This window comes from Spirosoma arboris (assembly GCF_009754945.1).
Lineage (GTDB): Bacteria > Bacteroidota > Bacteroidia > Cytophagales > Spirosomataceae > Spirosoma > Spirosoma arboris.
Genome location: NZ_WPIN01000004.1, coordinates 425129 through 447844 on the forward strand (window position 1 = coordinate 425129; position 22716 = coordinate 447844).

20 protein-coding genes are annotated in these 22716 nt (G+C 48.8%); 10 read left to right on the forward strand and 10 right to left on the reverse strand.

From position 1 onward, the window contains the following. Window positions 1–52: 52 nt before the first annotated feature. From GO755_RS12870 to GO755_RS12885, 4 genes are all read right to left on the reverse strand, one after another. Window positions 53–661: a PepSY-like domain-containing protein gene (locus tag GO755_RS12870; protein WP_157585324.1), complete on the reverse strand. Its 609-nt coding sequence runs from the start codon at window positions 659–661 to the stop codon at window positions 53–55. A 69-nt stretch (window positions 662–730) separates the two neighbouring features. Then, a complete protein-coding gene (locus GO755_RS12875; protein WP_157585326.1) occupies window positions 731–1516 on the reverse strand; it encodes a LytR/AlgR family response regulator transcription factor in 786 nt (261 codons plus the stop codon). 77 nt (window positions 1517–1593) lie between these two features. Then, complete coding sequence (locus tag GO755_RS12880; protein ID WP_227686941.1) at window positions 1594–2052, reverse strand: hypothetical protein; 459 nt, start codon at window positions 2050–2052, stop codon at window positions 1594–1596. Between the two features lie 120 nt (window positions 2053–2172). Then, entirely contained in the window at window positions 2173–3012 is an 840-nt protein-coding gene (locus tag GO755_RS12885; protein WP_157585328.1) for a hypothetical protein, read from the reverse strand. A 173-nt stretch (window positions 3013–3185) separates the two neighbouring features. Between GO755_RS12885 and GO755_RS12890 the strand changes: the two genes are divergently transcribed. Then, the gene (locus GO755_RS12890; RefSeq protein ID WP_157585330.1) at window positions 3186–3794 is read left to right on the forward strand and encodes an RNA polymerase sigma factor; all 609 of its coding nucleotides are present in this window, start codon (window positions 3186–3188) and stop codon (window positions 3792–3794) included. Beyond that, complete coding sequence (locus GO755_RS12895) at window positions 3784–5505, forward strand: hypothetical protein (protein WP_157585332.1); 1722 nt, start codon at window positions 3784–3786, stop codon at window positions 5503–5505. Before GO755_RS12890 ends, GO755_RS12895 begins: the two co-directional genes overlap by 11 nt. 48 nt (window positions 5506–5553) lie before the next feature. On the opposite strand, the gene GO755_RS12900 is transcribed toward GO755_RS12895, so the two are convergent. The 5 genes from GO755_RS12900 to GO755_RS12920 form a co-directional block, all read right to left on the reverse strand. Then, the gene (locus tag GO755_RS12900; protein WP_157585334.1) at window positions 5554–6204 is read right to left on the reverse strand and encodes an START domain-containing protein; all 651 of its coding nucleotides are present in this window, start codon (window positions 6202–6204) and stop codon (window positions 5554–5556) included. A gap of 425 nt (window positions 6205–6629) precedes the next feature. After that, the gene (locus GO755_RS12905) at window positions 6630–7646 is read right to left on the reverse strand and encodes a YncE family protein (RefSeq protein WP_157585336.1); all 1017 of its coding nucleotides are present in this window, start codon (window positions 7644–7646) and stop codon (window positions 6630–6632) included. Between the two features lie 56 nt (window positions 7647–7702). Next, on the reverse strand, window positions 7703–8833 hold the full coding sequence (locus GO755_RS12910; protein ID WP_227686942.1) for a tetratricopeptide repeat protein: 1131 nt from the start codon (window positions 8831–8833) through the stop codon (window positions 7703–7705). A gap of 2 nt (window positions 8834–8835) precedes the next feature. Continuing rightward, the gene (locus tag GO755_RS12915) at window positions 8836–9912 is read right to left on the reverse strand and encodes a BamA/TamA family outer membrane protein (RefSeq protein ID WP_157585338.1); all 1077 of its coding nucleotides are present in this window, start codon (window positions 9910–9912) and stop codon (window positions 8836–8838) included. 18 nt (window positions 9913–9930) lie between these two features. Next, the gene (locus GO755_RS12920; RefSeq protein WP_157585340.1) at window positions 9931–10668 is read right to left on the reverse strand and encodes a phosphatase PAP2 family protein; all 738 of its coding nucleotides are present in this window, start codon (window positions 10666–10668) and stop codon (window positions 9931–9933) included. Between the two features lie 169 nt (window positions 10669–10837). On the opposite strand from GO755_RS12920, the gene GO755_RS12925 reads away from it, so the two are divergent. Together GO755_RS12925 and GO755_RS12930 are read left to right on the forward strand one after the other, a co-directional pair. Continuing rightward, window positions 10838–11101, forward strand: coding sequence for a PadR family transcriptional regulator (locus tag GO755_RS12925; RefSeq protein ID WP_157585341.1), 264 nt, complete (start codon window positions 10838–10840; stop codon window positions 11099–11101). A 64-nt stretch (window positions 11102–11165) separates the two neighbouring features. Continuing rightward, on the forward strand, window positions 11166–11540 hold the full coding sequence (locus tag GO755_RS12930; protein WP_157585343.1) for a permease prefix domain 2-containing transporter: 375 nt from the start codon (window positions 11166–11168) through the stop codon (window positions 11538–11540). A 250-nt stretch (window positions 11541–11790) separates the two neighbouring features. Here GO755_RS12930 and GO755_RS12935 read toward each other — a convergent pair whose 3' ends face one another. Further along, window positions 11791–12570, reverse strand: a complete 780-nt coding sequence (locus tag GO755_RS12935; protein WP_157585345.1) for an NUDIX hydrolase — start codon at window positions 12568–12570, stop codon at window positions 11791–11793. Between the two features lie 380 nt (window positions 12571–12950). On the opposite strand from GO755_RS12935, the gene GO755_RS12940 reads away from it, so the two are divergent. The 6 genes from GO755_RS12940 to GO755_RS12960 are packed head-to-tail and all read left to right on the forward strand — an operon-like array spanning window position 12951 to window position 22690. Then, complete coding sequence (locus GO755_RS12940) at window positions 12951–16394, forward strand: ThuA domain-containing protein (protein ID WP_157585347.1); 3444 nt, start codon at window positions 12951–12953, stop codon at window positions 16392–16394. Between the two features lie 33 nt (window positions 16395–16427). Further along, window positions 16428–16835, forward strand: a complete 408-nt coding sequence (locus GO755_RS12945; protein ID WP_157585349.1) for a hypothetical protein — start codon at window positions 16428–16430, stop codon at window positions 16833–16835. A gap of 42 nt (window positions 16836–16877) precedes the next feature. Continuing rightward, the gene (locus tag GO755_RS12950; RefSeq protein WP_198174825.1) at window positions 16878–17699 is read left to right on the forward strand and encodes an SDR family NAD(P)-dependent oxidoreductase; all 822 of its coding nucleotides are present in this window, start codon (window positions 16878–16880) and stop codon (window positions 17697–17699) included. 22 nt (window positions 17700–17721) lie between these two features. Beyond that, entirely contained in the window at window positions 17722–17856 is a 135-nt protein-coding gene (locus GO755_RS41825; RefSeq protein ID WP_262887000.1) for a hypothetical protein, read from the forward strand. Between the two features lie 33 nt (window positions 17857–17889). Beyond that, the gene (locus GO755_RS12955; RefSeq protein WP_157585351.1) at window positions 17890–21096 is read left to right on the forward strand and encodes a SusC/RagA family TonB-linked outer membrane protein; all 3207 of its coding nucleotides are present in this window, start codon (window positions 17890–17892) and stop codon (window positions 21094–21096) included. A gap of 37 nt (window positions 21097–21133) precedes the next feature. Then, entirely contained in the window at window positions 21134–22690 is a 1557-nt protein-coding gene (locus tag GO755_RS12960; RefSeq protein ID WP_157585353.1) for a RagB/SusD family nutrient uptake outer membrane protein, read from the forward strand. The last annotated feature ends 26 nt before the right edge of the window (window positions 22691–22716 follow it).

The window sequence follows — 22716 nt, forward strand, 5'->3', positions numbered from 1 at the left end:
GGTGATACCTAATTCCTAAACAATAACCTATCAATAAAGAGTAAGAAGTTTACTAGAGCAAAGCACCATTCGCATCAAAGTGAATCTCTTTGGTCTTACTGTTGTAGGTGAACTTTACTTCATAGTAAGTTGCTCCACTACTATCCGTTCCCTGTTCGGCCTGTACCAGCGTATAGCCAGAAAAGTTGGTGCTCAGGTAGGTCAGGGCTGCGGCCGGTAGCTTATCGGCGGTAATGACTACCTCGGTGTTGCCGCCTGATCCGCCTTGCCCCTTACCTTTTCCGTGGCCAGTCTCGGCTAAAACGGCACCAGTCATGTCGAAGTGCAGCTCTTTGGTTGCCCCGTTGTAAGTAAACTTAACTTCATAATACGTAGCCCCACCGTTAAGGTTAGTTCCCTGTTCAGCTTGTACCAGCGTATAACCCGCATAGTTCGTACTGAGGTAGGTGAGTACGGCGGCTGGCAAACTCGATGCACTGACAACGGTTTCGCTGGAACCTTTCACGCAGGTGCCGCTCACAGCTGATGTGCTGGTGACCGAGGCAATCCGGGCGTCGGCTAGACTAGCCGATGAGGCTGAGTCCACACTGGTTTGGGTGCAGGCCGCAATGATGCCAACAAAGAGTAGGGCCGTCGTAACGGCTACAAGCAGATTTTTCATGGAATTTTGCTGTGTTTGTTTTACTGGATTTAGACTATGTTGTCTTCATTAGCTAGTACGAGCGTTGCCCTAAGCCTGTTGCAAGGGCAATTGTCTATGTGACGAAAGGGGCAAAAACTGGGACGAAGGCTGGTATTCCTGAACGCGTTCAACAAATTGATCGTCGTAGTAGCTACTCAGCGGGATACGTTTTTCACCGATTCGGATGAGCTTGTTGTGTATCGCCTGTACCCGGTGAATCGGAACAATGTAGGAACGATGAACCCGAATAAAGTCAGTACTCGGCAATTCTTGAAGCATGGCCTTCATGGTCATGCGTACGACCAGGAAACTCTGATCTGACAAATGAATTTTCAAGTAGTTACTCAAGGCTTCAATCCACGCAATATCGGCGAGTTTAATCCGAACTAAACCCGCGTCAACCCGCACCGAAAGATAGGTAGTTGGTTGTGAATGAGGTGGTTGTTGACAGCTGGCGTAATTGGTCGCTTTTTGGATGGCCTGATGAAATCGGTCAACGGTGAACGGTTTTAGCAGATAATCTATAGCCTGGAGCTCGTAACTGATCAGCGCAAAGTCAGTAGAGGCTGTCGTAAAAATGACCATTGGAAGCAAGTCTGCTTCTGCATATCCAGTTCCATGTTGACGAATAGACTGCCAGAAATCAATGCCGGATTCAGTAGGCAGGTCGATCTCCATAAATACCAGATCAACTGGATTAACGTGTAAATAGTGGCGGGCTTCGGATGAATGAGTAAACGTTTGGGCAATGGCTACGGTACCCATCTGCTGACAAAACGTATTCAGAATCTCCAATGCGAGTGGGTCAGCGTCTAAAGCAATGGCTTTTAACATGTTCTTGGGGAAGTAATAAAATGCCCGCCAAAAAGACTGTTCGTGAAGCCTTCTTGACGGGCGAATTGAAATAGAAATTATTTGGCAGCGGTAAGAATATCCCGGTACTTAATGCCCGTTGTGGCATCGGTTTGTTGATCGTCAATACTGATTGTTTTGCCGTCAGCCGTACCAATCTTTTGATTGCTCAGGTACATATCATAACCAGTACCGTTTGTGCGCAGGCTAATCTCGCCGATAATACTAGTCTGGTCAGACTGCCCCGTTAGCTTGATCGTCTGGGTCAGGAATACGGCATTGGCTGAGTCGCGCCGGGCGGTTAGTGTTCCTGCTAACGTTGTACTGCTCACGGTATACGGCAGCGTATATTTATATAAAACAATGCCTGCCGAATCAGCTTCAACATAGCTCATGGTGTAGGTTCCCGCCACTTGGCTGCCCGCATCAGGGGTTGGGTCAGTTGATTTAGAACAGGCCGCAATCGTCAGCCCTAGAAGTAGTAAAAACAATACGTTTTTCATGCGTGAATTTGCCATTAGATGAAAATTTGATTAGAGAAGAAATCGATAGAAATGAGTAGATATCACGCATAGAGAATATAGCAAAATGAATTAGCCCGCCGGAATAGAGCGTATCCGGCGGGTTTTGATATAGAATTAAAACGTATAGGTCATGCCAATACCTAGCCCACGCGAGCTCGGTCCGAATCGGAGACTGGTAGCCGGTTGCTGCTGATTGTACCGATCAGCCGCTCGCCGAAATTGGACGGTTGCCCGGTGGTCAAGGATAATAGCGGCAACACCCAGCAATACTCCACCCCCGGCCAGCGCTATACCAACTTCTGCCGAACCATGATCCCCCCGATTTCGCTCATCGTTATTAATTGTTGAGTTTGTCGTGGTACCATCTCGACGATTGCCTTCGTTTCTCCCAAAACCACCGTCGCCGACTGCCGCAACGATTGCGCCAGCTCCTATCAAGGCGAGTCCTGTACCAGCCGTTGCATAGGTCCATTTGCGTAGGGATTGCCCACGTCGGTAAATCCGCATGGCATCGGGATGCTCAACTAACAGCGAGCGAGCCACTGAATTGTCGATCCGCTCGCCAACACTATTTGTAAAATAGCGGCTGAACAAACCCGTATGATAGCCCAGCCGTCCAGGTGTTGTAGCGCCTGTTGAAGGGGCAGGGGCTGACAGAACTGGATTCATAGGCGCAGGGGCCATACGCGATGAGCGACTGGTTGACTGTCCCAATACGTCTTTGGTACCATTGGCGTATTTGATCAGTAATACATCCGTAGTACCCGTCGTGTAAATTGGTCCGTCGGGATTATCCTGACGACGGTATTTAATTTGGCCGGGCGATACTTCCAGCACTTTGGCCTGAATCTCGGAGCCGTTCTTCAGGATGATGTTATCCTGGCCATAGACAAATGGCGTGCTCAACAGGCCCATCAATAGGGCAAGTCCAATAAATCGGTGAGATGCATTCATAAAGTCAATAGATGAAATTTGTTTACCTTCAATCGCCATTACGGGTGTCGTAGGGATAGGGTGGGGTAGTGCGTCAAAAAAAAACTTCAGAAAAAAAACAGATTCGCACCCCACCTTGGCCAATCAGTCTTCGTACTGATGAATGGTTGATCTCTCAATAACCTGCGCAGCCCTTGTTTTTTAAAAAGAAAACCCGCTTCTCGGAAGATGATCTGGCCAGTGTTCTGCAAGCCTGTCTGGCTGGTGATGACCGGGCGCAGCGTAGCCTGATTAGCCAGTTTTTAGGCTATGCCAAGAGCATTTGTCAGCGGTATACGGCGCATCCGCACGAAACGGAAGAAATAATCAACGAAGGGTTTCTGAAAGTATTTACTCACCTGGATCGGTATGATCAAACCCAACCGTTCAAGGCGTGGTTACGAACCATATTAGTAAATACAGCGGTAGATTATTACCGAAAACAGCAGAAATGGGCGCACCAGCTTAGCCTGGACGAACTAGAGGTGATTGACTGGAACGATGATGTGATTTCGGCTATATCGGCGCAGGAGATTCTGGCAATGGTGCAACAGTTGCCTCCAGCCTACCGTATGGTTTTTACCTTGTTTGTGGTCGAAGGGTATTCGCACCGAGAAATTGCCGATCTGCTTAGTATTCAGGAGGGTACGTCCAAGTCGAACCTGCGGGATGCCCGGCGTAAATTGCAACTCATGATCAAACTACACTACCCAACTTTGTATCAACAGTATACGTGGCCCAACAAGCGACTCAATGAAAACTGACCGATTTGACGAGGAATTCCGGCGCAAACTGCTGGGCCTGCCCGCCGAGGCTGACCCCGGTGAAGTCGAACGCATACAAGGCTTTGTTAAGGCGAACCAACCTACGCTACCCGGTTTTGGGTGGGGTAAGCTATTGCTGTATGGTGGAAGTAGCCTGTTACTAATCGGGTCATTATCCTATAACGTAATCCAAACCTATCGAAACACACATTTACAGTCATCCATTGATTCACTGACTCATCAGCCGGTCGTTCAGGCTACGCCAAATCAGGGAGTTCGTCATGATACGGTATACATTACGCGATCGGGCAGTACACAGGAAATAGGAGCAAAGTCGGTACCGGGTACCGCACCTGAAACGGTAGAAAACGAGCCGGTTGAGCAAGTCAATGCAACCCAATTGGATGAAATCGGACGTAAAGGCTCAGTTGCGACAGGGGATACGAAATCACCTCAATCGGGTGATGAAGTTCGTTCATCGCAACCAGAGGCAACTTCTCTCCGCCCGGCGTTAAGATCAACAAACAAAGTAGCTACTGCCGAATCGGCGGCACCCAGTCAGCGGGGGGAGAAATCAAGTCAGGTACGTACTGAAGTGGATAGTTTAGCCGCAACTTCCCCCATCATTTCTTCAGGTCGTTTGCTGACGGAAAAGGCCAATCCTACAACCAGAACCAAGCGAATAAATAAGCCTGCGCCTGCTGGCGTGGAAAAGGTGGAGGGTCTCTCCGTAAATGATCGGATATCATCTGCCGGTCGGGCAGAATCTCGTCGCCGTAACAATGTCAAGGGGCGACAAACAATACTACCTGCTAATGAGAACAGTGGATTGCTGGTAACGGATCAGTCCCACAAACAGAATCGGCAGACGAGTTCTAATCCACCAACGTCAGGATTCACGCCCGTCATTACGGAGAATGCCAATTCGAACGCATCAATACCCGAAATTAATCGCCAAACGATACCTGCTGAACCGCTAGCCAGTCTGCAAGCGAGCACTACGTCAACTAAACTGGCGATAATTTCGCCAAGCCATTCCCTTGTCGTTCCTAAGAACGAATTGGCCGTTAAAGCCACTCGCCGACCCTGGCATCTGACGATGCCTAATTTATCAGTGCCCAATGCGGAATACCGATTAGGAGTAGGCCTTATGGGTGGCAGTGACCAGGCGGGGGGAGCACTGCTGGGCGAGATTATGCTCAATCGCCATTGGAGCGTTCAGACTGGCTTACAACTCGGTTATAAACAGGGATTTCACTACCGGGATGAACAGGACTTTAATGAACATCAGAAAGAGGATTTTCGACAGACGTATGCGCCACAATTGTCCTCGTCGTCTGACATTCAGGATATTAATCAGATGACCCTGCTCGTTCAAGTCCCCATCCAGGTAGCCTATCATTTTCCGTTGGGTCGACAATGGGGAATACGATTGGGACTCGGCACAGAGCTGAAGCTTTGGGAACGTAGCACCGTTAGTTTTGACTATCAGGAAAGCAGCCGATCATCTGAACACGAGTTGTCACGTAGTAAAGATCACGTTCATACAATCAACAATCTTATACTGAGTACAGCCATAGAACGATCCTGGAAAAAGTGGCAGTTTCGGGCAGGGCCGTTTATCAGTCCGCAACTTCGTTCGACAGGTAACAAACCAGATGATCTTTCCTGGGGAGCAAACCTTCAGGTTTTTTATCGCTTAGGAAAATGAGTTGGGCGCTTCAAAAAATCAACTCGTCAAAACCCTTGAGAGGCCAGTTTATTCAGTTAGGAAGCTAAATCTATGGCCCTGATAGCGTGCCTCCAGAATCGTTTTTCTTAATAGTTTGAAGGATTCGTAGGGGCCACTGGCGGCCGTTAGATTGACAAGCCAGGCAGGGAGGCTTCCGCCTGGATTAACCCGGCACCGATAATCGATTTGTAGCTGCTGATTCGTCAGTGGGTGAACCTCCCAGACGGCCGACCATTCGGCAACGCGGACAATGTGGGGTTGGGGAGGTACCTCGTCGGCTGCTTTAGTAACCCGAATCTGCAAGGTATGCGTAGTTGGTTCCTGGGAAAACGTCAAATGAACATTCATATCCCGATTATCAACGGGCCAGGGCAATTCCGTTTCGATATAATAATACAGATCTGTCTCACTGACACGACGTAGTAGCCGGGAAGTTTTAGTCTTGTACATTAGGCTCGGGTAGTTTTCTACGTCGGAGAGCATAGCCACCAAGGCCGCCATCGTGCCTTGAAAGGTACATTGAACGCGTAACTCCTTTAGCCGGTTGTCAGTCAAGTGCTGCGAGTAGACCCGAATACCCTCCTTGTCTTTTTCAAGATGCCAGTCGTCGACGGGTTGCGCGTAGCCGATTCGGCTTAACCCGAGGCAGGCGACTATCAGCAATACGATTCGATCCATTCGCTATTGGTTTAGGACGATATTCTATTCCCGTAACTGAACTAAAAACGGGTTGCCAGACCCAGAAAAAGAGTTCGATTCTCCATCAAGGGTTCGGTAGCCGCCTGCTTAGCCATACCGAACTAAAGTCCAAGCCACCAGGGCGAGAGCCGCCCCAAAAAGATAGGGTACATACTGCTCTTTGATTTGGATTTTCATCGGCTGATTGGATTATTCCTTTTCCAGAAGGCTTTCCTGAACATATCACTTACCTATACGAAAAAAGCAGACCGAACGTGGGGGCTGCTACAAATGAAATTGTAGAGTGTTTCTAAGCAAAACTGGACTTCTGGGGTTTAACCACGAAATACAATAGCCCCTCAGAAACTTAGTCAGTAAAGCTTTCTCTGAGGGGCTATTGTATATAGTAGGCGAAAGTCCTGAAACTACTTGGTTGCGTATTCCAGCACCATAAACGTACCCGGCTTCACCGACGGACGTGGTCGCGGATTTTCGGTTGTGGCGGCTGGAGCAGGACCGAACTCGGCGGTTGTCACGAAAATGTGATGACTCGTTGGGTCGATGGTGATGGTTCGGGCACCGCGTAGGGTCGTTACTGTTTGAACGGCTTCGAATTTGCCTGGTTTTACTTCCTTCACCACCGTTAGCGTGCCTTCGCCATTCGAGCTGATGGCTGATCCGGTTGATGTGTCAAATACAGCTCCGTCGGTTCCGCTTCCCGTTGGTACTTCCGCCAGCACTTTACCCAATTGCGAATCCATCACCACCATGACCTTATTGCAGGTGCTGAACAATCGGTGATGCGGCTTATCAAACGCAAGGCCGGTAGGTTCTTCGCCCTTACCTAACTTCCAGTGATGTTTCACCGCCAGCGACTTGGCGTCGAATACGGCCACTTCGTTTTTATCTTCCAGATTCACGAAAATCGTCCCGTGGTCGTCGCTGACAGCCGCTTCGGGCGCACCGCCCAACTCGACCGTACCGGCTACGTTGCCGGTGGTTGCATCCAGCACCGTTGCACTGTTGCCTTCATTGTTGAAGATGAAGACCCGCTTGGAAAAGGCGTCGTACATGATGGCATCCGGCTTTTTACCCGTCGGAATTTCTTTGTTGGCTTTAAAGGTCTTCGTGTCAAACATAGTCGCTGTATTAGGACGGCCATTGGTCGTATAACCGATAGACGTGCCGGGCACAACTGCTATGCCGTGAATACCAGGAGTAGGGGTAATGACACCAACTTTCTCATGACTTTTCAGGTCGAGGACTTCCACCTGCGTACCGTGCGAAACGTAGAGCCGACTGCCTTGTGGGTCGGCCAGCAGGTAATCCCAGCCACCTTCACCCCCGATGGTCGTTTTCTTGACGAGGTGATAATTCGCTGACTGGGCGAAGAGAGAGCCCGTTAAACACAGGCATACGACAGAAATCCAGACTGTTTTCATACTGATCAAATTCGGTTTATTGGTTTGTCAATTGATTTAAGTTACATAGGGCTTGTTTAGTGGGCCTCATTACGTAATACCGGGTACTCGGCAAACGCGAGCATTTGTTTATAGTATTGTTTGGCCTGTTTGTCCTGTCCCTGAACACGGGCTATTCTGGCCAAAACCAGATACGCATAGGCCCGCACAGATTCATCTCGGATCGAACTGCGAACCACCTCGTCGGCCAGCGTTTGGGCGGTTGATCGCTGCCCCTTTTCCAATGCGTAACGAGCTTTTAGAAGCGTTCCCAGCTGATGATAAACTACCTCCTGAGCAGCCATCAACTGGCTGATTTCGTGAGGGATGGCATCTAATTGATGGGCGTTCAGTAGCGATTCTGCATACTTGTAGCGCCAGTACGGATTATTGGGATACGTAATAGCCAGTTGAGCCAGATACGGTAGCGCATCGGCGGGTTTATTGTCGTAATCCGTTAGCAGGTGCGTTAGATAAAGGATGGCCTCCGTTCGAACAAACAGGGCTTTTTGGGTGGCGATCTGAAGTTGGGCCATACCCAGTTTTTTATCTCCTGATGTCATGACCCAGGCAACGGTTTTATAGAACGGATGAATTTCCGGGTAGACTTCCCGATAGAAATTGTAAAGGCCTGTGGAGAGGTAAAAGTCCGGGTAAGTCTGCTGAAAATCTTTGCCTTTCTGAATGTAGGGGTAGGCATTCTTGGCATGCCCAATAGCTGCGAATGGTTCATGTTCGTAATGGCTGATCTTAGCCAACATAGCCTCGGCCGTGAAGTACAGAAACATCGCTTCAGGCTGGGCAGCACCATTCGTTTTCTTTAGCGTCTTTTGCCAGTCATCGGCTTTTTTTGCCGCCATCTCTAGCTGTTGTAGACAACGTTGCTTCAGCTTCGCATCAGTACGGGCCGGAAACCACTGATAGTATAAACTAACACCCCGGAGTAAATCGATAGCTGGATGTTTGGGTACCAGTTTCTCCAGTTGACCAAAGGTTGCTTCGGCGGCAGTAAACTGATTGTCATAGACTTGATCCAGGCCTTCTGTCAGCAAAGCTCGTGCACCTGAATTGCTGCTTATCAACGTGTATTGAGCAAGAGCGCTGTTCGTAAACAGAACAAAAACGGCTATAAACGCCAGAGTGTGTCGGATGATTATTCGTGTCAACATAATTAAAACGCTTCCGATATATTGACATAAATGCCGTGTGTTTGCTGGCCAACGGCCACATCGAATCGTAAATTCAGGTGCTCTTTTCGACTAATCAGGTAGCGTAGTCCGGCTCCGCCCGCTACCTTCCATTCTAAAGGAGAAAACTCACGTAGTACATTCGCTACGTTGCCCGCCGAGGCAAACACCGTACCGCCCAGGCGCCCAAGTAGTCGTTGCCGAACTTCGGCCTGAAATGCCAACGCATTATTGTCGCGGTAACGACCATTGTAATAGCCCCGCAATAGAAAAGATCCGCCTAAGGTTGCGGCCAACTTGAACGGCACTTCACCCACATTCAGATTGGCAAACCCCTGCAACGCCAGAACGGTACGGGGAGATAAGGACTTGTACCGCCGAATGTCTACAGTATAGTTGGTGAAGGTAAACTGACTGCCCAGCGTCTGATTATAGAGCATGCTGGACACATCGGCGTACCAGCCCCGAGAGGGCGAATAAATATTGTCCCGCGTGTCCAGAACAGCCGCCACACCAACCCCATTGACCACGCTGCCGAGTCCTCCAATCAGCGTGTTTGTCGGAAAGGGAGTTTCCGATGATCGGTTAACATCAAACGTTTTGAAATACTGCTGCTGCAAACCCACAAACAGTCTAGGCCGGACTTGCCGAAGAAATCGATTGTAGGCCCGCAGGCTTTTGTAGGAAATCAGTTCTTTCTGACTATCGGTTGTTTCGTTTCCGATGCCGTAATAAAACTCCGGAAACTGTGTGTAGAGAAACATACCCCGTAGTAGATAATGTTCACGGTGGGTAAATACGGTGTACGTTGGCTCTACCACAGTTTGCCGGTTGAGGGTATGGATGATGGCAAAATCCACATTTGACGTTCGGGTGGTACTATCTGTTCGGAACAGGGAAACGCCCAAAAGGCCATAGCCCAACTTGGTTTCGGGCGTGTAATAAATGACGGGTAATGGAATAAACTGAGCGCGTTTGGAGCGTTCAGAATCCGATCTGGATTCCTGAGCCTTCACTTGCATGGCAAAGAGAAGCAAGCCGAACAACAGTCGTTTAGTCATCGCCCGTGAGAAAATAAGTTAATTCATGGCCGGTTTATGTCGACCTAATGTGCGTTTCAGCCACGGATAGACCCGATAGGCGACTTCGGTCGAGAGTAGTCCAATACCCGCGCCAACCAGTACGTCCGATATCCAGTGTTTATCGTTGGTCATTCGTAAGATGCCCGTCGAGGTGGCCATCGCGTACCCGCCAATCGGAATCCAGGGGCTAACTCCGCTAAATTCCCGATCCAGTAAACTCGCTCCGGTAAAGGCATTGGTAGTATGTCCCGATGGAAAGGAGAGGTAGTTGGACCCATCAGGCCGAAGCTCATTCGTCGTGTGTTTCAGTACCAACACCACGCCCGTACTGATCCCATAAGCAAGCACCCCGATAAGCGCCCGATCGAGAGGTTGCGACCGACCTTTCACGCCTGCCAGACTTAAACCGACCCAGGCAGCGACTGGACCATATTGTAGGAAGTCGTCGGCATGGGTGCGAAAATGGATTTTATCCTGAATCTCACTTCGGATATAAAAGCGGTCGAAATTACTGTTTGGGTAGTCGGGGGATAGGGCTAATCCAACGGGAATCAGTACGGTTGGCGCAATCCATCGGAAAGTGGTTGGCTGAGCAGGAATACTGTCCCAGGATGCCCGCTGGAAAACAGTGTTTAGCGGTTGCCCAAAGGATGCGATTACTGGAAGCAGAAAAAACCAGCAACTAATCACCCAGGAAGAAAATGGAGAATCGAATTGCCCGTTGCGTTTTGTCATTCGGTTATTCGTATGGTCTGTTATTTTGTCACTACGTACCGGGGGCTGTCAGGGTGGGGTGGTTACAACACTTTATAGGAGTCGGGCAGGAATAGTAGCATAAAGAAACAGAGGAAACCTAAAGAGAATCTGAAGTTGGTTGGCAGTGGTTGTACAAGTCAACTTGAAAATGTATTCAGTTTTCTGCGACGAACTAGAAAAACATACCGGACGAGCAGCCAAATTTGGGGTCGTTCATGCAGTGCTCAATCGGCTGGAAGAGAAAGGACTGGTCAATAGTAGCCTGGGCGAATCGACCAGTACACGAGGAGGGAAGCATAAGCGCTATTACTCGGTGACCAGTGCGGGGAAGGCCGCTTTACTGAAAAGTAAGGAAGTGCGCGATGGACTTTGGCACTTAATTTCAGCCTTTGCTCTCAAAACCAGTCTATGAAAATGCCAGACAGCCAGAACCCAAACTTCGATGATACTATTGGAAAGCCTGTCGAACCACCCAAATGGGCGCAGCGTCTGCCAGTTGGTATTACCGCCCCGAGTTATTGGAAGATCTACAGGGTGATTTGAATGAATACTTTGAGCGCAACCTCGTAACAAAAGGAGCGAAGCAAGCCCGTTGGATTTACGTTCTCGACATGCTCAAATTCGCCCGAATCTATACCCTTCGCAAGCCTTCATCACGTACATTTTTCCCCCAACCGATTATGATTGGCAGTTACCTGAAAACATCTGGCCGCAGCATCATATGGAATAAATTATTCTCCTTCATCGACGTTGTGAGACTCTCGGTTAATGTATGGATGATCGTATCTGTCCCACTAATTGATCCTCCAATGAGACGACTGGTTGACTGGAAGAGAATGCTGTATTGGTAAACAGGACATCGTCATCTGCTGCCATCAGCTTGCCGATACGTCCGCTAGTTCGCTTGGGGATTAACGTAATTTTGGATATTGTCGCTGATCGAACCAAATACATTTAGCTTCTGATATAGTTTGCGTTGTTGTTACGAAGGCCGAGTCAGTGTCTCTACTCAGTCAGTCGCATTTTCAGCGGGCTTATTATTGGATATTAGCCCTAACTTATTCACGGCCAACTTTACACGCTCAAAACGTAAAGAACGGCTTAACTCACTTCACAAAAAGTGGGTTTTGGCAGCCGATATAGGTACGGTGCTTTATTAGCGGCACCCGTATACTTCTTCTCCAATCGTTCTAATCCATTAAGACTCAATATTTTCTTTTGAAAGTTGCCTCGTTCGAAGGGTTTATTTAAGATGGTTTCGTAGAGTTCCTGCACCTCTTTCATGGTGAAGGTTTCGGGAAGTAGGTTTAATACGTTCAACTCCTGATCGAGCGTGAGCCGAAGCATTTTAAGCGCTTTGGTCACAATCGCGTTATGATCCATAATCATGGGTGGCAATTGCTTGATATCATACCACTCAATAGACTGATCAAGCTCACTTTTCCGGGGAATGGCCCGGTCCATATCCACCAGGGCATAATACCCGATGGAAACGAATCGCCGGGTAAACCATTCATACTCACGGAGGCCCTCTCCTTCACTTATTGTCGCATTAGGCCCAATTAATTCGGAATTAAGCTCAATTAACTGGTCCAGAAAGGCTTTGCCGTTGCGGTTCGCCTTGCCCGTCACCTGAAACTGCTCCAGATAGTTTTCTTCAATTCCGGTTCTGCTCCGAATTATTCGTTGAGCAGCCTCGTCAATATCTTCATCCTGAAACACAAACCAACTGGGTAAGGCCCAGAAATCACCTTTGTAGCGAAGCTTAGGAACCAGTACGCTTAGTTGCCTATCTCGATAACCGAAAATGACACAATCAATCGTAAGTTGCTGAATATAATTTTGCTCACTGAGAGTCGGTAGCGGTTGGATAGTGGTCATACTAAACGGAGCATCAATTGGAAGGTTTACATCGGTGAAGCCGGTAGCTCTGCCGGTACAAATTTATAGTTACTTAGCATTCATCATCTCTCAAGGCCTTCATTTGGCTATTTTCTGCGTCCAGCGCAACCATAGAAAAACAAATACTACTTCCGGTATAGCAACCGAACGGGCATCCGTTAACCCAGATAACGTATCAGGGGAAGCATAAACTAGTAGCCAATTTCACCAATTCATAAGTGTCAGAATTAATGTGTATTAAATTATACATTGATTGTATTACAAAGGTATGTAATTGTAAAAAAATTATTGTGTATGTATTGACACAATAAAAAATATTTCTTTTACCTTTGATTCAGAATTTGAAAATCCTGAAGAAGATGCGATTTAAATCTTTTGTTTTCAGTGTCTTACTGGCGTATCTGTGGCTACCTCTACAGATAGTTCTGGCTCAATCACCAAAAATCAACGTATTAGTCTTTAGCAAGACAGTTGAATTCAGACATGAGTCGATTGACGCCGGAAAAAAGGCGCTGGCTAAGCTGACAACGGAGAAGGGCTTTGGCGTGAGCTTTACTGAAGATGCCGCGCAGTTCCGGGAGGATAACCTGAAAAAATATAACACAGTCATTTTTCTCAACACGACCGGCGACGTTCTGAATCTAGAGCAGCAAACGGCCTTCGAGCGTTACATTCAGGCTGGTGGTGGCTATGTGGGTGTTCATGCGGCTACCGATACTGAATACGGCTGGCCCTGGTACGGCAAACTGGCGGGCGCTTATTTTTTGGATCACCCTACGCCCAATAATGTGCAAAAGGGCAAGTTTATCGTAACCCTGAAAAATCACTGGGCGACGAAAGGCATGCCCGATGAGTTTGAGCGAACCGATGAGTTTTATAGCTTCCGAGATATTTCGCCCAAAATCAATGTCGTCCTGAAAATTGACGAGAAGAGCTACGTGGGCGGCAAGAATCCCGATTTCCACCCGATGAGCTGGTATCAGGAGTATGACGGTGGCCGGGCGTTTTATACGGCTATGGGTCATACCGACGAAGTCTACCTCGACCCGCTGTTCCTCAATCATCTGTGGGCAGGTATCAACTACACGACTGGTGGCGATGCGCCAAAATCGCTGGATTATGAGAAAGCAAGGCCCGAAGAGAACCGATTTACCAAAGTCGTTCTGGCCCAGAAGTTAGATGAACCCATGGAACTAAGCGTGCTTGGAGATAGTCGTATCTTATTCATTCAGCGCAAAGGCGAAGTACGGCTTTATAACACCAAAACGAATCAACTGAAGACGATCGCCAAACTTCCCGTGAATACGAAGAATTTTACGAAAGATGGTCGGGAAGCGATTGGTGAAGATGGATTGCTGGGATTGAGTAAAGACCCCAACTTCGCTCAGAACCACTGGATTTACCTCTATTACTCCGACCCTAAAGAATCCAAAAACGTACTGGCTCGCTTTGACCTCAAGGGCGATGAACTGGTGATAACATCTCAAAAGGTGCTGCTCAACATACCGACTACCCGCGAAGAAAACTCCCACACAGGAGGTTCCATTGCCTGGGACCGTCAGGGTAATCTTTATCTATCGACGGGTGATAATACCAATCCCCATGCGTCCAACGGATTTAGTCCCAGCGATGAGCGCGAAGGTCGCAATGCCTGGGATGCTCAGAAGTCAGCATCGAACACGAATGATCTTCGTGGCAAAATTCTCCGAATTCACCCCACAGCGGACGGAACGTATACAATACCCGAAGGAAATCTCTTTCCAAAAGGCATCGACCCGTCGAACCGCACCCAAACCCGTCCTGAGATTTATACGATGGGCCACCGCAACCCATTTCGCATTTCGATTGACCAGAAAACGGGTTACGTATATTGGGGAGAGGTAGGTCCCGATGCGGCTAAATCTGACTCGACAAGAGGTCCCGCCGGTCAGGATGAAGTGGGGCAGGCCCGTAAGGCCGGTAACTTCGGCTGGCCCTATTTTGTGGGCGATAACAAGGCGTACCGCAAGTACGATTTCGCAACCAACAAATCCGGAGCACTGTGGGATGTTAACGCACCGACAAACACGTCTCCCAATAACACGGGCCTGAATGTGCTGCCACCAGCCCAGAAAGCATTCATCTGGTACCCTTACGACGTATCGAAAGAATTTCCGCTGGTGGGCAGCGCCGGGCGAAATGCAATGGCGGGGCCGGTCTTTTATGCCGACGATTTTAAGCAGGCAATTCGCCCTTTTCCGGCCTATTATGATGGCAAACTCCTGATTTACGATTGGATGCGGGGCTGGATTATGTCGGTTGCTATGGATCAGGAAGGTAATTACCAGTCGATGGAGCGGTTTATGCCCAGCTACACCTTTTCCAATCCAATGGACATGGAGTTTGCCGCTGATGGCGACCTGTATATGCTCGAATATGGCGCAGGCTGGTTTTCGGAAAACGATGATGCCCGCCTGATTCGGATTGAATACAACAAAGGAAACCGAAAACCACAGCTCCAGATGGTCGCTAATAAACTGGGTGGTTCGGTGCCACTGACCCTGAAACTTAGTGCGAAAGGCACCACCGATGCCGATGGTGATGCACTAATCTACAGTTGGAAGATTTCATCGAAGAACGGTTTCACAAAGGTATTGAACACGCCCGACGCTAATCTGACGCTCTCGAAAGTGGGCGACTACAAAGCTACTCTGACCGTTTCGGATGGTAAAGGGGGCATTGCCTCACAGTCCATGGACATTACGGCGGGCAACGAACCACCCGTAGTTAGCCTGGACATGCCAGCGAGCAACAAATCGTTTTACGCGCCTAACAAGCCCTTTCGGTACGATGTCAACGTGACCGATAAAGAAGATGGTACGTTGGGGAAAGGTATTAATCCGGAACGCGTGGCGGTTAACATCGACTATCTGGCCGAAGGCTATGATAAGGTAGCCATTACCCAGGGTCACCGCTCCGCCGATGCTGGTGCGCAGTTATCGAAGGGCCAGAAACTCATTGAAGCTGGCGACTGTAAAGCTTGCCACAGCGTAGACAAAAAGTCGATTGGGCCCGCTTACCACGATGTGGCCCAAAAATACAAAGGCGACGGTACGGCGCTGGATCGACTGATGAAGAAGGTTATTGCTGGGGGCAGTGGTGTTTGGGGTGAAACACCGATGTCGGCTCACCCACAACTCTCGGCTACTGATGCGTCGGAGATGGTTGCCTACATTTTGACCCTGGCCAACGAAAAAGCAAAAGCGCAGACCTTGCCCGCCAACGGAACGTACACGGCTAAGGTGCCTGATGGCGATAAAGGCAAGGGCGTTTATATGGTTAGAGCGGCTTATGCCGATAAAGGGGCCAATGGCCTGCCGTCGTTACGGGCTGAACAAACGCTGATGCTTCGGAACGCCAAAATAGACCCGCATGGCTATGATGTGTATGCCGATGTACGCAAAGTAGCGAGTGGTAATAACATGGCCATTCCGGGTAAAAGTGGAGCGTATATGGTGCTGAAACAAGTGGATGTGTCTAATCTGGATGCCTTGATTGTCAACGCTGTAGCACCTAAAGCGCAGTTAAAGTCTAAAGGCGGTACCGTTGAACTCCGATTAGACAGTCCAATCGGAACCCTGCTGGGTACATCACCTTTCCTGGAGCCAAGCGAAAAGTTTGCCTTTAATCAACTGAAAACCCCCATCAAATTACCCGACAATTACGACGGTAAGTGGCATGATGTGTATGTGGTTTTCGTCAATAAAAATGCCGAACCCGGTTCGCTGATGCTGATCATGGGTACCGAATTTGTCCTTAAATAAGTAATCAACTGTTCAATTTAAACAACCAAACCAATGCGTAAACTAAGCTTTTTCCTCTCTGTATTTCTCCTCGGAATTGTCTTCCACGGCTTTTCTCAAACGACAGCATCGACAGCCACTACACCGACGACAGCGACTTCGTCAACCGACTTTTATGCCGGGAAATGGGAAATTGTCATAGCTGGGACACCCAATGGCGATTCGAAAATGGTGGCAGACCTGATTCGAAAAGACGGTAAACTAACCGGCCAACTAACCAATACGGCCGATCCAAGCGCCGAAAAAATTCCTCTGACCAGTGTTGTCGAAGGTGGCGACAAACTGGCACTAGGCTTTAACGCGCAGGGCTATGATCTCACCATCGACCTGACAAAGGTGGACAACGATAACCTCAAAGGCTCGATGATGAACTTTGACACTACCGCCAAACGAGTCAAATAGTAAAACACCCTACAGATAGCGCGGTTAGCGTCTGTCGTACTTATGGAAATTGGGATGCAGCCAGCAAATAAAACCATCGTCGTAACGGGTGCCGGAAGTGGCATTGGTCGGGAACTCACCCTTCAATTGCTCCGAAAAGGTGCGAACGTTGCGGGCGTAGATATCAACCAAAACGCTTTGTCGGAAACTCAACAACTGGCCGGGGTAGGCGATGAGCGATTCAAGGGGTATGTCCTGGATATTACGGACCAGGCACGTGTTGAAAACTTCCCAACCGAGGTCATTACTCATTTTGGCGCAGTCGATGGACTGATCAATAATGCCGGTATCATTCAGCCCTTTAAACCGGTAAACGAGCTAACGTTTGACCAGATTAACCGGGTTATGCAGGTCAATTTTTATGGTACCGTTTACCTGACGAAAGCGTTTCTGCCCCATTTCTTACAACGCCCGGAGGCCCATATCGTGAATGTGTCGAGCATGGGTGGGTTTATTCCGTTTCCGGGGCAGACTTTATATGGAGCTGCCAAAGCTGCTGTAAAGATCTTTACCGAAGGACTACACGCCGAACTGGCTGATACGGCAGTCCGCGTAACGGTCGTGCATCCGGGAGCAATCGCTACCAACATAACGGCCAATTCGGGTCTGCCCGGTCCAAAAGTGGACCCCAATGCTGCATCGTCGAAAATGGCGCTGTCGGCCTCAAAAGCTGCCGACATCATCATCCGGGCGATGGAGAAAAACAAGTACCGGGTAACGGTCGGTAAGGATGCTACGTTGCTGGACATCCTGTACCGGCTAAGCCCAAAACGGGCCAGCCGTTTCATTGGAAAAATGATGAAAAAGACCTTAAGTAAGATGTAACAGAACGGCTGTCAGTAAACCATTGGCAGCCTTTGAAGGAACGCTAAATACCCCAATTCGAAACGAAAAAGCCAATGATTGGACTAGAATCATTGGCTCTGTAAATCCCATTTCGCAGAACAACCAGAATCTGGTTGGCCGGGATTGTCATGCCTGAAATTTCTCAAAATCAAACAAAACAGTCAAAAGTATGAACAAAACTCGTACTTCAACGGGACAACGTCTGAAAATTGCGGTGGTTCCATTTCTGCTGCTGCTTGGCTTACCCGGTGTAAGCGAGGCAAAGAATGGCGGGCATTCAGCGCACTCTATGGGTAAACACGCGCTGATTCAGGCCATTACCGGCAAAGTAACCGGTGAAAAAGAGGAGCCCTTGCCAGGGGTAAGTGTTGTTCTGAAGGGAACAACACAGGGAACCACCACGGATGCCAATGGTAAATTTAGTCTGGATGTTGCTGAGGGAGCCGTTCTTATCTTTTCCTTTATCGGCTATCAAACTACAGAAGTTGCTGTCAATGGCCGTTCCAGCCTTAGCATTCAGCTTCAGCCCGATCAAAAAACGCTCGATGAAGTGGTTGTGGTTGGCTATGGCACCCAACGCAAATCGGATCTGACCGGTGCCATTTCCTCGGTGAGCGCCAAAGATCTGGCAAAAGCGACGCCCATCAATACAACGGATGCCTTGCAGGGCAGGGCTGCCGGTGTTATGGTGTCGACTAACTCCGGCTCGCCCGGTAGCGAAGGCACCATCCGTATCCGGGGTATCGGAACAGTGAATAACAACGACCCTTTGTACGTCGTGGATGGTATGTTTGTCAATAGCATCAATTTTTTAAGCCCATCCGACATTGCCCGGCTGGAAGTATTGAAAGATGCCTCGGCTACAGCAATCTACGGGTCGAGGGGAGCTAATGGAGTTGTGTTGATCACTACCCATAAAGGGGCAAGTGGCAAGCCTACGATTGTGTTTAATGCGACTACCTCGATTAGCCGAGTGAGCAATTTGATGAAAACGCTGAACCGGGATCAATTCCTTGATTATCAGAAAACGGCTTACCTGAATGGGTATTTACGCTCGACACCCAATGCCGATCCTACGATTGATCCCTTCACCACCACCAATGCGTTTTTCAACTCGTTAAAAATCGTAAAGACGCAGTATGATAAAGGGTATTATACGAATTGGGCCGATGAGCTGTTAAAAACGGCCTCTATTCAAAACTATGATCTCGCTATCCGGGGCGGATCAGCGACCATGCGATATGCCGCCAGTGCCGCCTACTTTGATCAAAAAGGAATAATTGACAACAGCTCCTATAAACGGTATAATTTCCGGCTTAACACCGATTATAACTTGGGTAAGCGACTAGTCGTGGGAGAAAATGTAAACATCACGGCTTCCTCTATTTTAGGAGGAGCAGGATTTGCGGAAGGTCGCTCCAATAGTACCGTTGCTCAGATTTTACAGGGTGACCCGCTCTCGCCCATTCTCAATCCGAATCCGAATGTTAATGATCCTGATTACCAATATAATAAATATGCCGCGTCGGTTACCGGAGCAGCCAATCCGGCGGCCACGATAGCCCGCATCAACGATAAAAATAACCTGTTTAAGATCGTTGGGAATGTGTATGGCGAACTGGAATTACTAAAAGGCCTGAAACTGCGAACCAGTTTTGGCTACGATTACAACAACATCGATAACCCATCGTTCAACCCGCGCTATTATATATCCGCTCAGGAGCAGAACGCGACCAGTTCGGTAACTCAGAATGATAGTACTTTTTTCGGTCAGCTTTGGGAAAACACGCTGAACTATAACACGAAAATCGGCAAGCATGCTATCTCTGGTCTGTTGGGTTATACGGAGGAACTTTATAAAGGTCAGTTCGTAAGAGCTACCCGGCAGGGCACGGCGAACAATGATCCTGCCCTTCAGGTACTCAATGCCGCAACCGGGGCCATTTCGCTGACGGGTAATAAAACGCAATATGCGCTCCAATCCTATTTCGCCCGTGTCAATTATGTGTTCGCTGACAAGTACCTGCTAACGGCGACGGTACGGCGGGATGGTTCGTCAAAGTTTGCCCCTGACTACCAATGGGGTACCTTTCCATCCATTTCAACGGGTTGGCATCTCAGTGATGAACATTTCTTTCAAAACTTAAGACTTGATTTTGTTTCCGATATCAAACTGAGGGCGGGTTGGGGACAGATTGGCAACCAGAATATGCCGGGCGGTACCAACAATCCCTACCTGTCTTTGGTCGAGAACACCAATAACTACCGCTATATTTTTGGCGATGCCATCGCTAATGGTAATTATCTGACCTCGTTAGGCACGCCATCCATCCACTGGGAAACCTCTCAGCAAACCAATATCGGATTGGATCTGGGCCTAGCTAATAACCGACTCACTATTTCCGCGGACTACTTTGTGAAAAACACTAGGGATATGCTATTGCAGGTTGCCTTGCCCTCGTATGCTGGCTTTCCCAAAGTTCCGTATACCAATGCCGGGAACATCCAGAACAAAGGGGTTGAACTGGTGGTGGGGTACGCAGGAAGCGCCGGAAAACTTACCTACAGTCTGTCGGCGAACGCGTCCCGGTTTGTCAATAAGGTGGTTAGTTTAGGTACGGGTGATAACCCTATTGCTGTAACTGATCCATACACGAATCTAAGCGTCAACCGAACGGAAGTCGGCAGAACGGTCGGGGAATTTTACGGTTATGTTACCGACGGAATTTTCCAAAACACGGGTGAAGTCAATGCGTATACGAAGGATAGCAAATTGATTCAACCCAACGCACTGCCAGGTGATTTCCGGTTTAAAGACCTCAACGGCGATGGCGTCATCAATGCCAGCGACCGAACCTTCATTGGCAATCCGCTGCCTAAACTCACCTATGGGTTTAACCTGAATCTAAGCTATCAGCATTTCGATCTCGCGATTCTCTTCCAGGGGGCGTATGGCAATAAGCTGTTCAACGCCAACAAAAAGTACAATAACATCTTAAACGGAACCGGCGGTGCCAGTTTGAAGGCCTACGAGGCAGCCTGGCGGGGTGAGGGTACGTCCAACACCCAACCGATCATGTCCAGCGTAGATCGCAACGACAACTTTAGAGTTTCCGATTGGTACGTGGAAGACGGGTCGTATCTACGCCTGAAGAATCTTCAGATTGGCTATAAACTAACGGGTTCCTGGGTGAAAAAAGCGGGGATCAGTAGTAGCCGAATCTGGGTAGGTGGGACCGATCTGCTCACCATTACCAAATACACCGGCAATGATCCGGAAGCTGGGCTGGCGGCCAATCCCTTGCAGGCGGGTTGGGATTTTTCACCCTATCCAAAGATGAAACGATTTAGCCTGGGGGTAAACGTAACGTTCTAATGGCCGAATTAATCAACGACAACAACGCATCATCTATATGAAAACGAAATTTTTAGCTCAGATGGTCATGGCAATCGTTCTGCTTTCGACGAGCGCCTGTAAAGAAAATCTGCTGGACAAATCTCCCTATGGAGTCCAGACAGATGACAGTTACTTTAAATCGGCCGATGATTTAAGCAAGACCCTGACGGCAGCTTACAGCTATATGAATACGTCGGGTTTTCCGCCTGCTGAAGCGGCCATATGGGCCATCGGCGATGTGGGGTCCGATGATGCCAATAAAGGAGGAGGCCCTTCCACGAACCAGCCGGGAATCTATGAAATTTCCTTGGGACAGGCGAAAACTACCAATAGCATGGTCAGTCTGTATTGGTCAAATCTGTACGCCATGATTGCCGCTTGTAATTTGATCCTGGATAAGCAATCGGTGGTTTCGGGCGATGCAGCTGACATCAAAAAAATAGCGAACCAGGCTAAATTCCTGCGGGCTTACGGATACTACGGGCTGGTTACCAACTTTGGCGATGTACCCATGCCGTTAACCTACCTTGACCCAGCAAAAGTCACATTATCCCGGTCGTCCAAAGCAGATGTATGGACTCAGATCGAGAAGGATTTAACGGATGCCTCCGCTTTACCTACCAAAAGTGGTTGGGGCGCTGCTAACGACGGCCGGGCCACATCAGGAGCGGCTCTGGCCTTATTGGGAAAAGCATATATGTTCCAGAAGAAATATACGCAGGCCGAAGCCACGCTGAAAAAAGTAATCGATGAGGGCAGCTATTCGCTTGTCGCTGATTACGGAGCGATTTTTAGAAAAGCCTCTGGCGACAACAACAGTCCCGAATCGATTTTCGACATCAAACACAAGACTAATACCGGCAATATTCCCGGCGAAGGTTCATTTATCTATTATTTTCTCATGCCCAACGACGCAGCGATTGGGGGAACGGGCTATGATGAACCGACCGATGAATTGGTAAAGGAGTTCGAGAAAGGAGATCCGAGAGCAATTTACTCGATCTCGTTTAAAGGCGACGTTTACCCAAATGGGGCAACAACCTATACCCAAAATAATTCAACGGCTTCGGTCAGCGGACGTACCAACCGGAAATACTTTGTGGTACCGGCCGAGAAAACATCCCCGACCCTGTTCGATGAAGCCAAAAGCAACCATATTATTCGGTATGCCGAAGTGTTACTGTTATACGCCGAAGCCCTGAACGAAAACGGGAAAGCGTCAGACGCTCTTACGTGGTTGAACAAAGTCCGCCAACGGGCCCGCACCACGCCCGCCACCGATCCTCAACGGATCTCGACTTCGTACGATTTGACCTATACCGGCACCTTGTTGCCGGACGTAACGACAACTGATCAAACGGCTTTGCGCACGGCCATCTGGCACGAACAACGGGTTGAACTCGCTCTGGAAGGACACCGCCGGGAATACCTGATTCGCACGGGCCGACTTGCCCAACGCCTGGCAGCCGCCAAAAGTATCGCGGTGCTGGATAGTAAATTCGAAAAGCTACCAATCCCGCAAACGGAGATTGATCTATCCAATGGAAAAATCATCCAGAATGAGGGGTATTAAGTAGGCGATCATGGATTTTGAGCATT

What these genes read in the sequence shown, in the direction of transcription:
- GO755_RS12910 (WP_227686942.1), bottom strand. Translation starts at nt 8,833, where the DNA reads ATGTTGACACGAATAATCATCCGACACACTCTGGCGTTTATAGCCGTT.
- GO755_RS12925 (WP_157585341.1), top strand. Translation starts at nt 10,838, where the DNA reads ATGTATTCAGTTTTCTGCGACGAACTAGAAAAACATACCGGACGAGCA.
- GO755_RS12885 (WP_157585328.1), bottom strand. Translation starts at nt 3,012, where the DNA reads ATGAATGCATCTCACCGATTTATTGGACTTGCCCTATTGATGGGCCTG.
- GO755_RS12935 (WP_157585345.1), bottom strand. Translation starts at nt 12,570, where the DNA reads ATGACCACTATCCAACCGCTACCGACTCTCAGTGAGCAAAATTATATT.
- GO755_RS12880 (WP_227686941.1), bottom strand. Translation starts at nt 2,052, where the DNA reads ATGGCAAATTCACGCATGAAAAACGTATTGTTTTTACTACTTCTAGGG.
- GO755_RS12930 (WP_157585343.1), top strand. Translation starts at nt 11,166, where the DNA reads ATGGGCGCAGCGTCTGCCAGTTGGTATTACCGCCCCGAGTTATTGGAA.
- GO755_RS12960 (WP_157585353.1), top strand. Translation starts at nt 21,134, where the DNA reads ATGAAAACGAAATTTTTAGCTCAGATGGTCATGGCAATCGTTCTGCTT.
- GO755_RS12940 (WP_157585347.1), top strand. Translation starts at nt 12,951, where the DNA reads ATGCGATTTAAATCTTTTGTTTTCAGTGTCTTACTGGCGTATCTGTGG.
- GO755_RS12905 (WP_157585336.1), bottom strand. Translation starts at nt 7,646, where the DNA reads ATGAAAACAGTCTGGATTTCTGTCGTATGCCTGTGTTTAACGGGCTCT.
- GO755_RS12875 (WP_157585326.1), bottom strand. Translation starts at nt 1,516, where the DNA reads ATGTTAAAAGCCATTGCTTTAGACGCTGACCCACTCGCATTGGAGATT.
- GO755_RS12895 (WP_157585332.1), top strand. Translation starts at nt 3,784, where the DNA reads ATGAAAACTGACCGATTTGACGAGGAATTCCGGCGCAAACTGCTGGGC.
- GO755_RS12920 (WP_157585340.1), bottom strand. Translation starts at nt 10,668, where the DNA reads ATGACAAAACGCAACGGGCAATTCGATTCTCCATTTTCTTCCTGGGTG.
- GO755_RS12915 (WP_157585338.1), bottom strand. Translation starts at nt 9,912, where the DNA reads ATGACTAAACGACTGTTGTTCGGCTTGCTTCTCTTTGCCATGCAAGTG.
- GO755_RS12945 (WP_157585349.1), top strand. Translation starts at nt 16,428, where the DNA reads ATGCGTAAACTAAGCTTTTTCCTCTCTGTATTTCTCCTCGGAATTGTC.
- GO755_RS12950 (WP_198174825.1), top strand. Translation starts at nt 16,878, where the DNA reads ATGGAAATTGGGATGCAGCCAGCAAATAAAACCATCGTCGTAACGGGT.
- GO755_RS12900 (WP_157585334.1), bottom strand. Translation starts at nt 6,204, where the DNA reads ATGGATCGAATCGTATTGCTGATAGTCGCCTGCCTCGGGTTAAGCCGA.
- GO755_RS12955 (WP_157585351.1), top strand. Translation starts at nt 17,890, where the DNA reads ATGAACAAAACTCGTACTTCAACGGGACAACGTCTGAAAATTGCGGTG.
- GO755_RS12870 (WP_157585324.1), bottom strand. Translation starts at nt 661, where the DNA reads ATGAAAAATCTGCTTGTAGCCGTTACGACGGCCCTACTCTTTGTTGGC.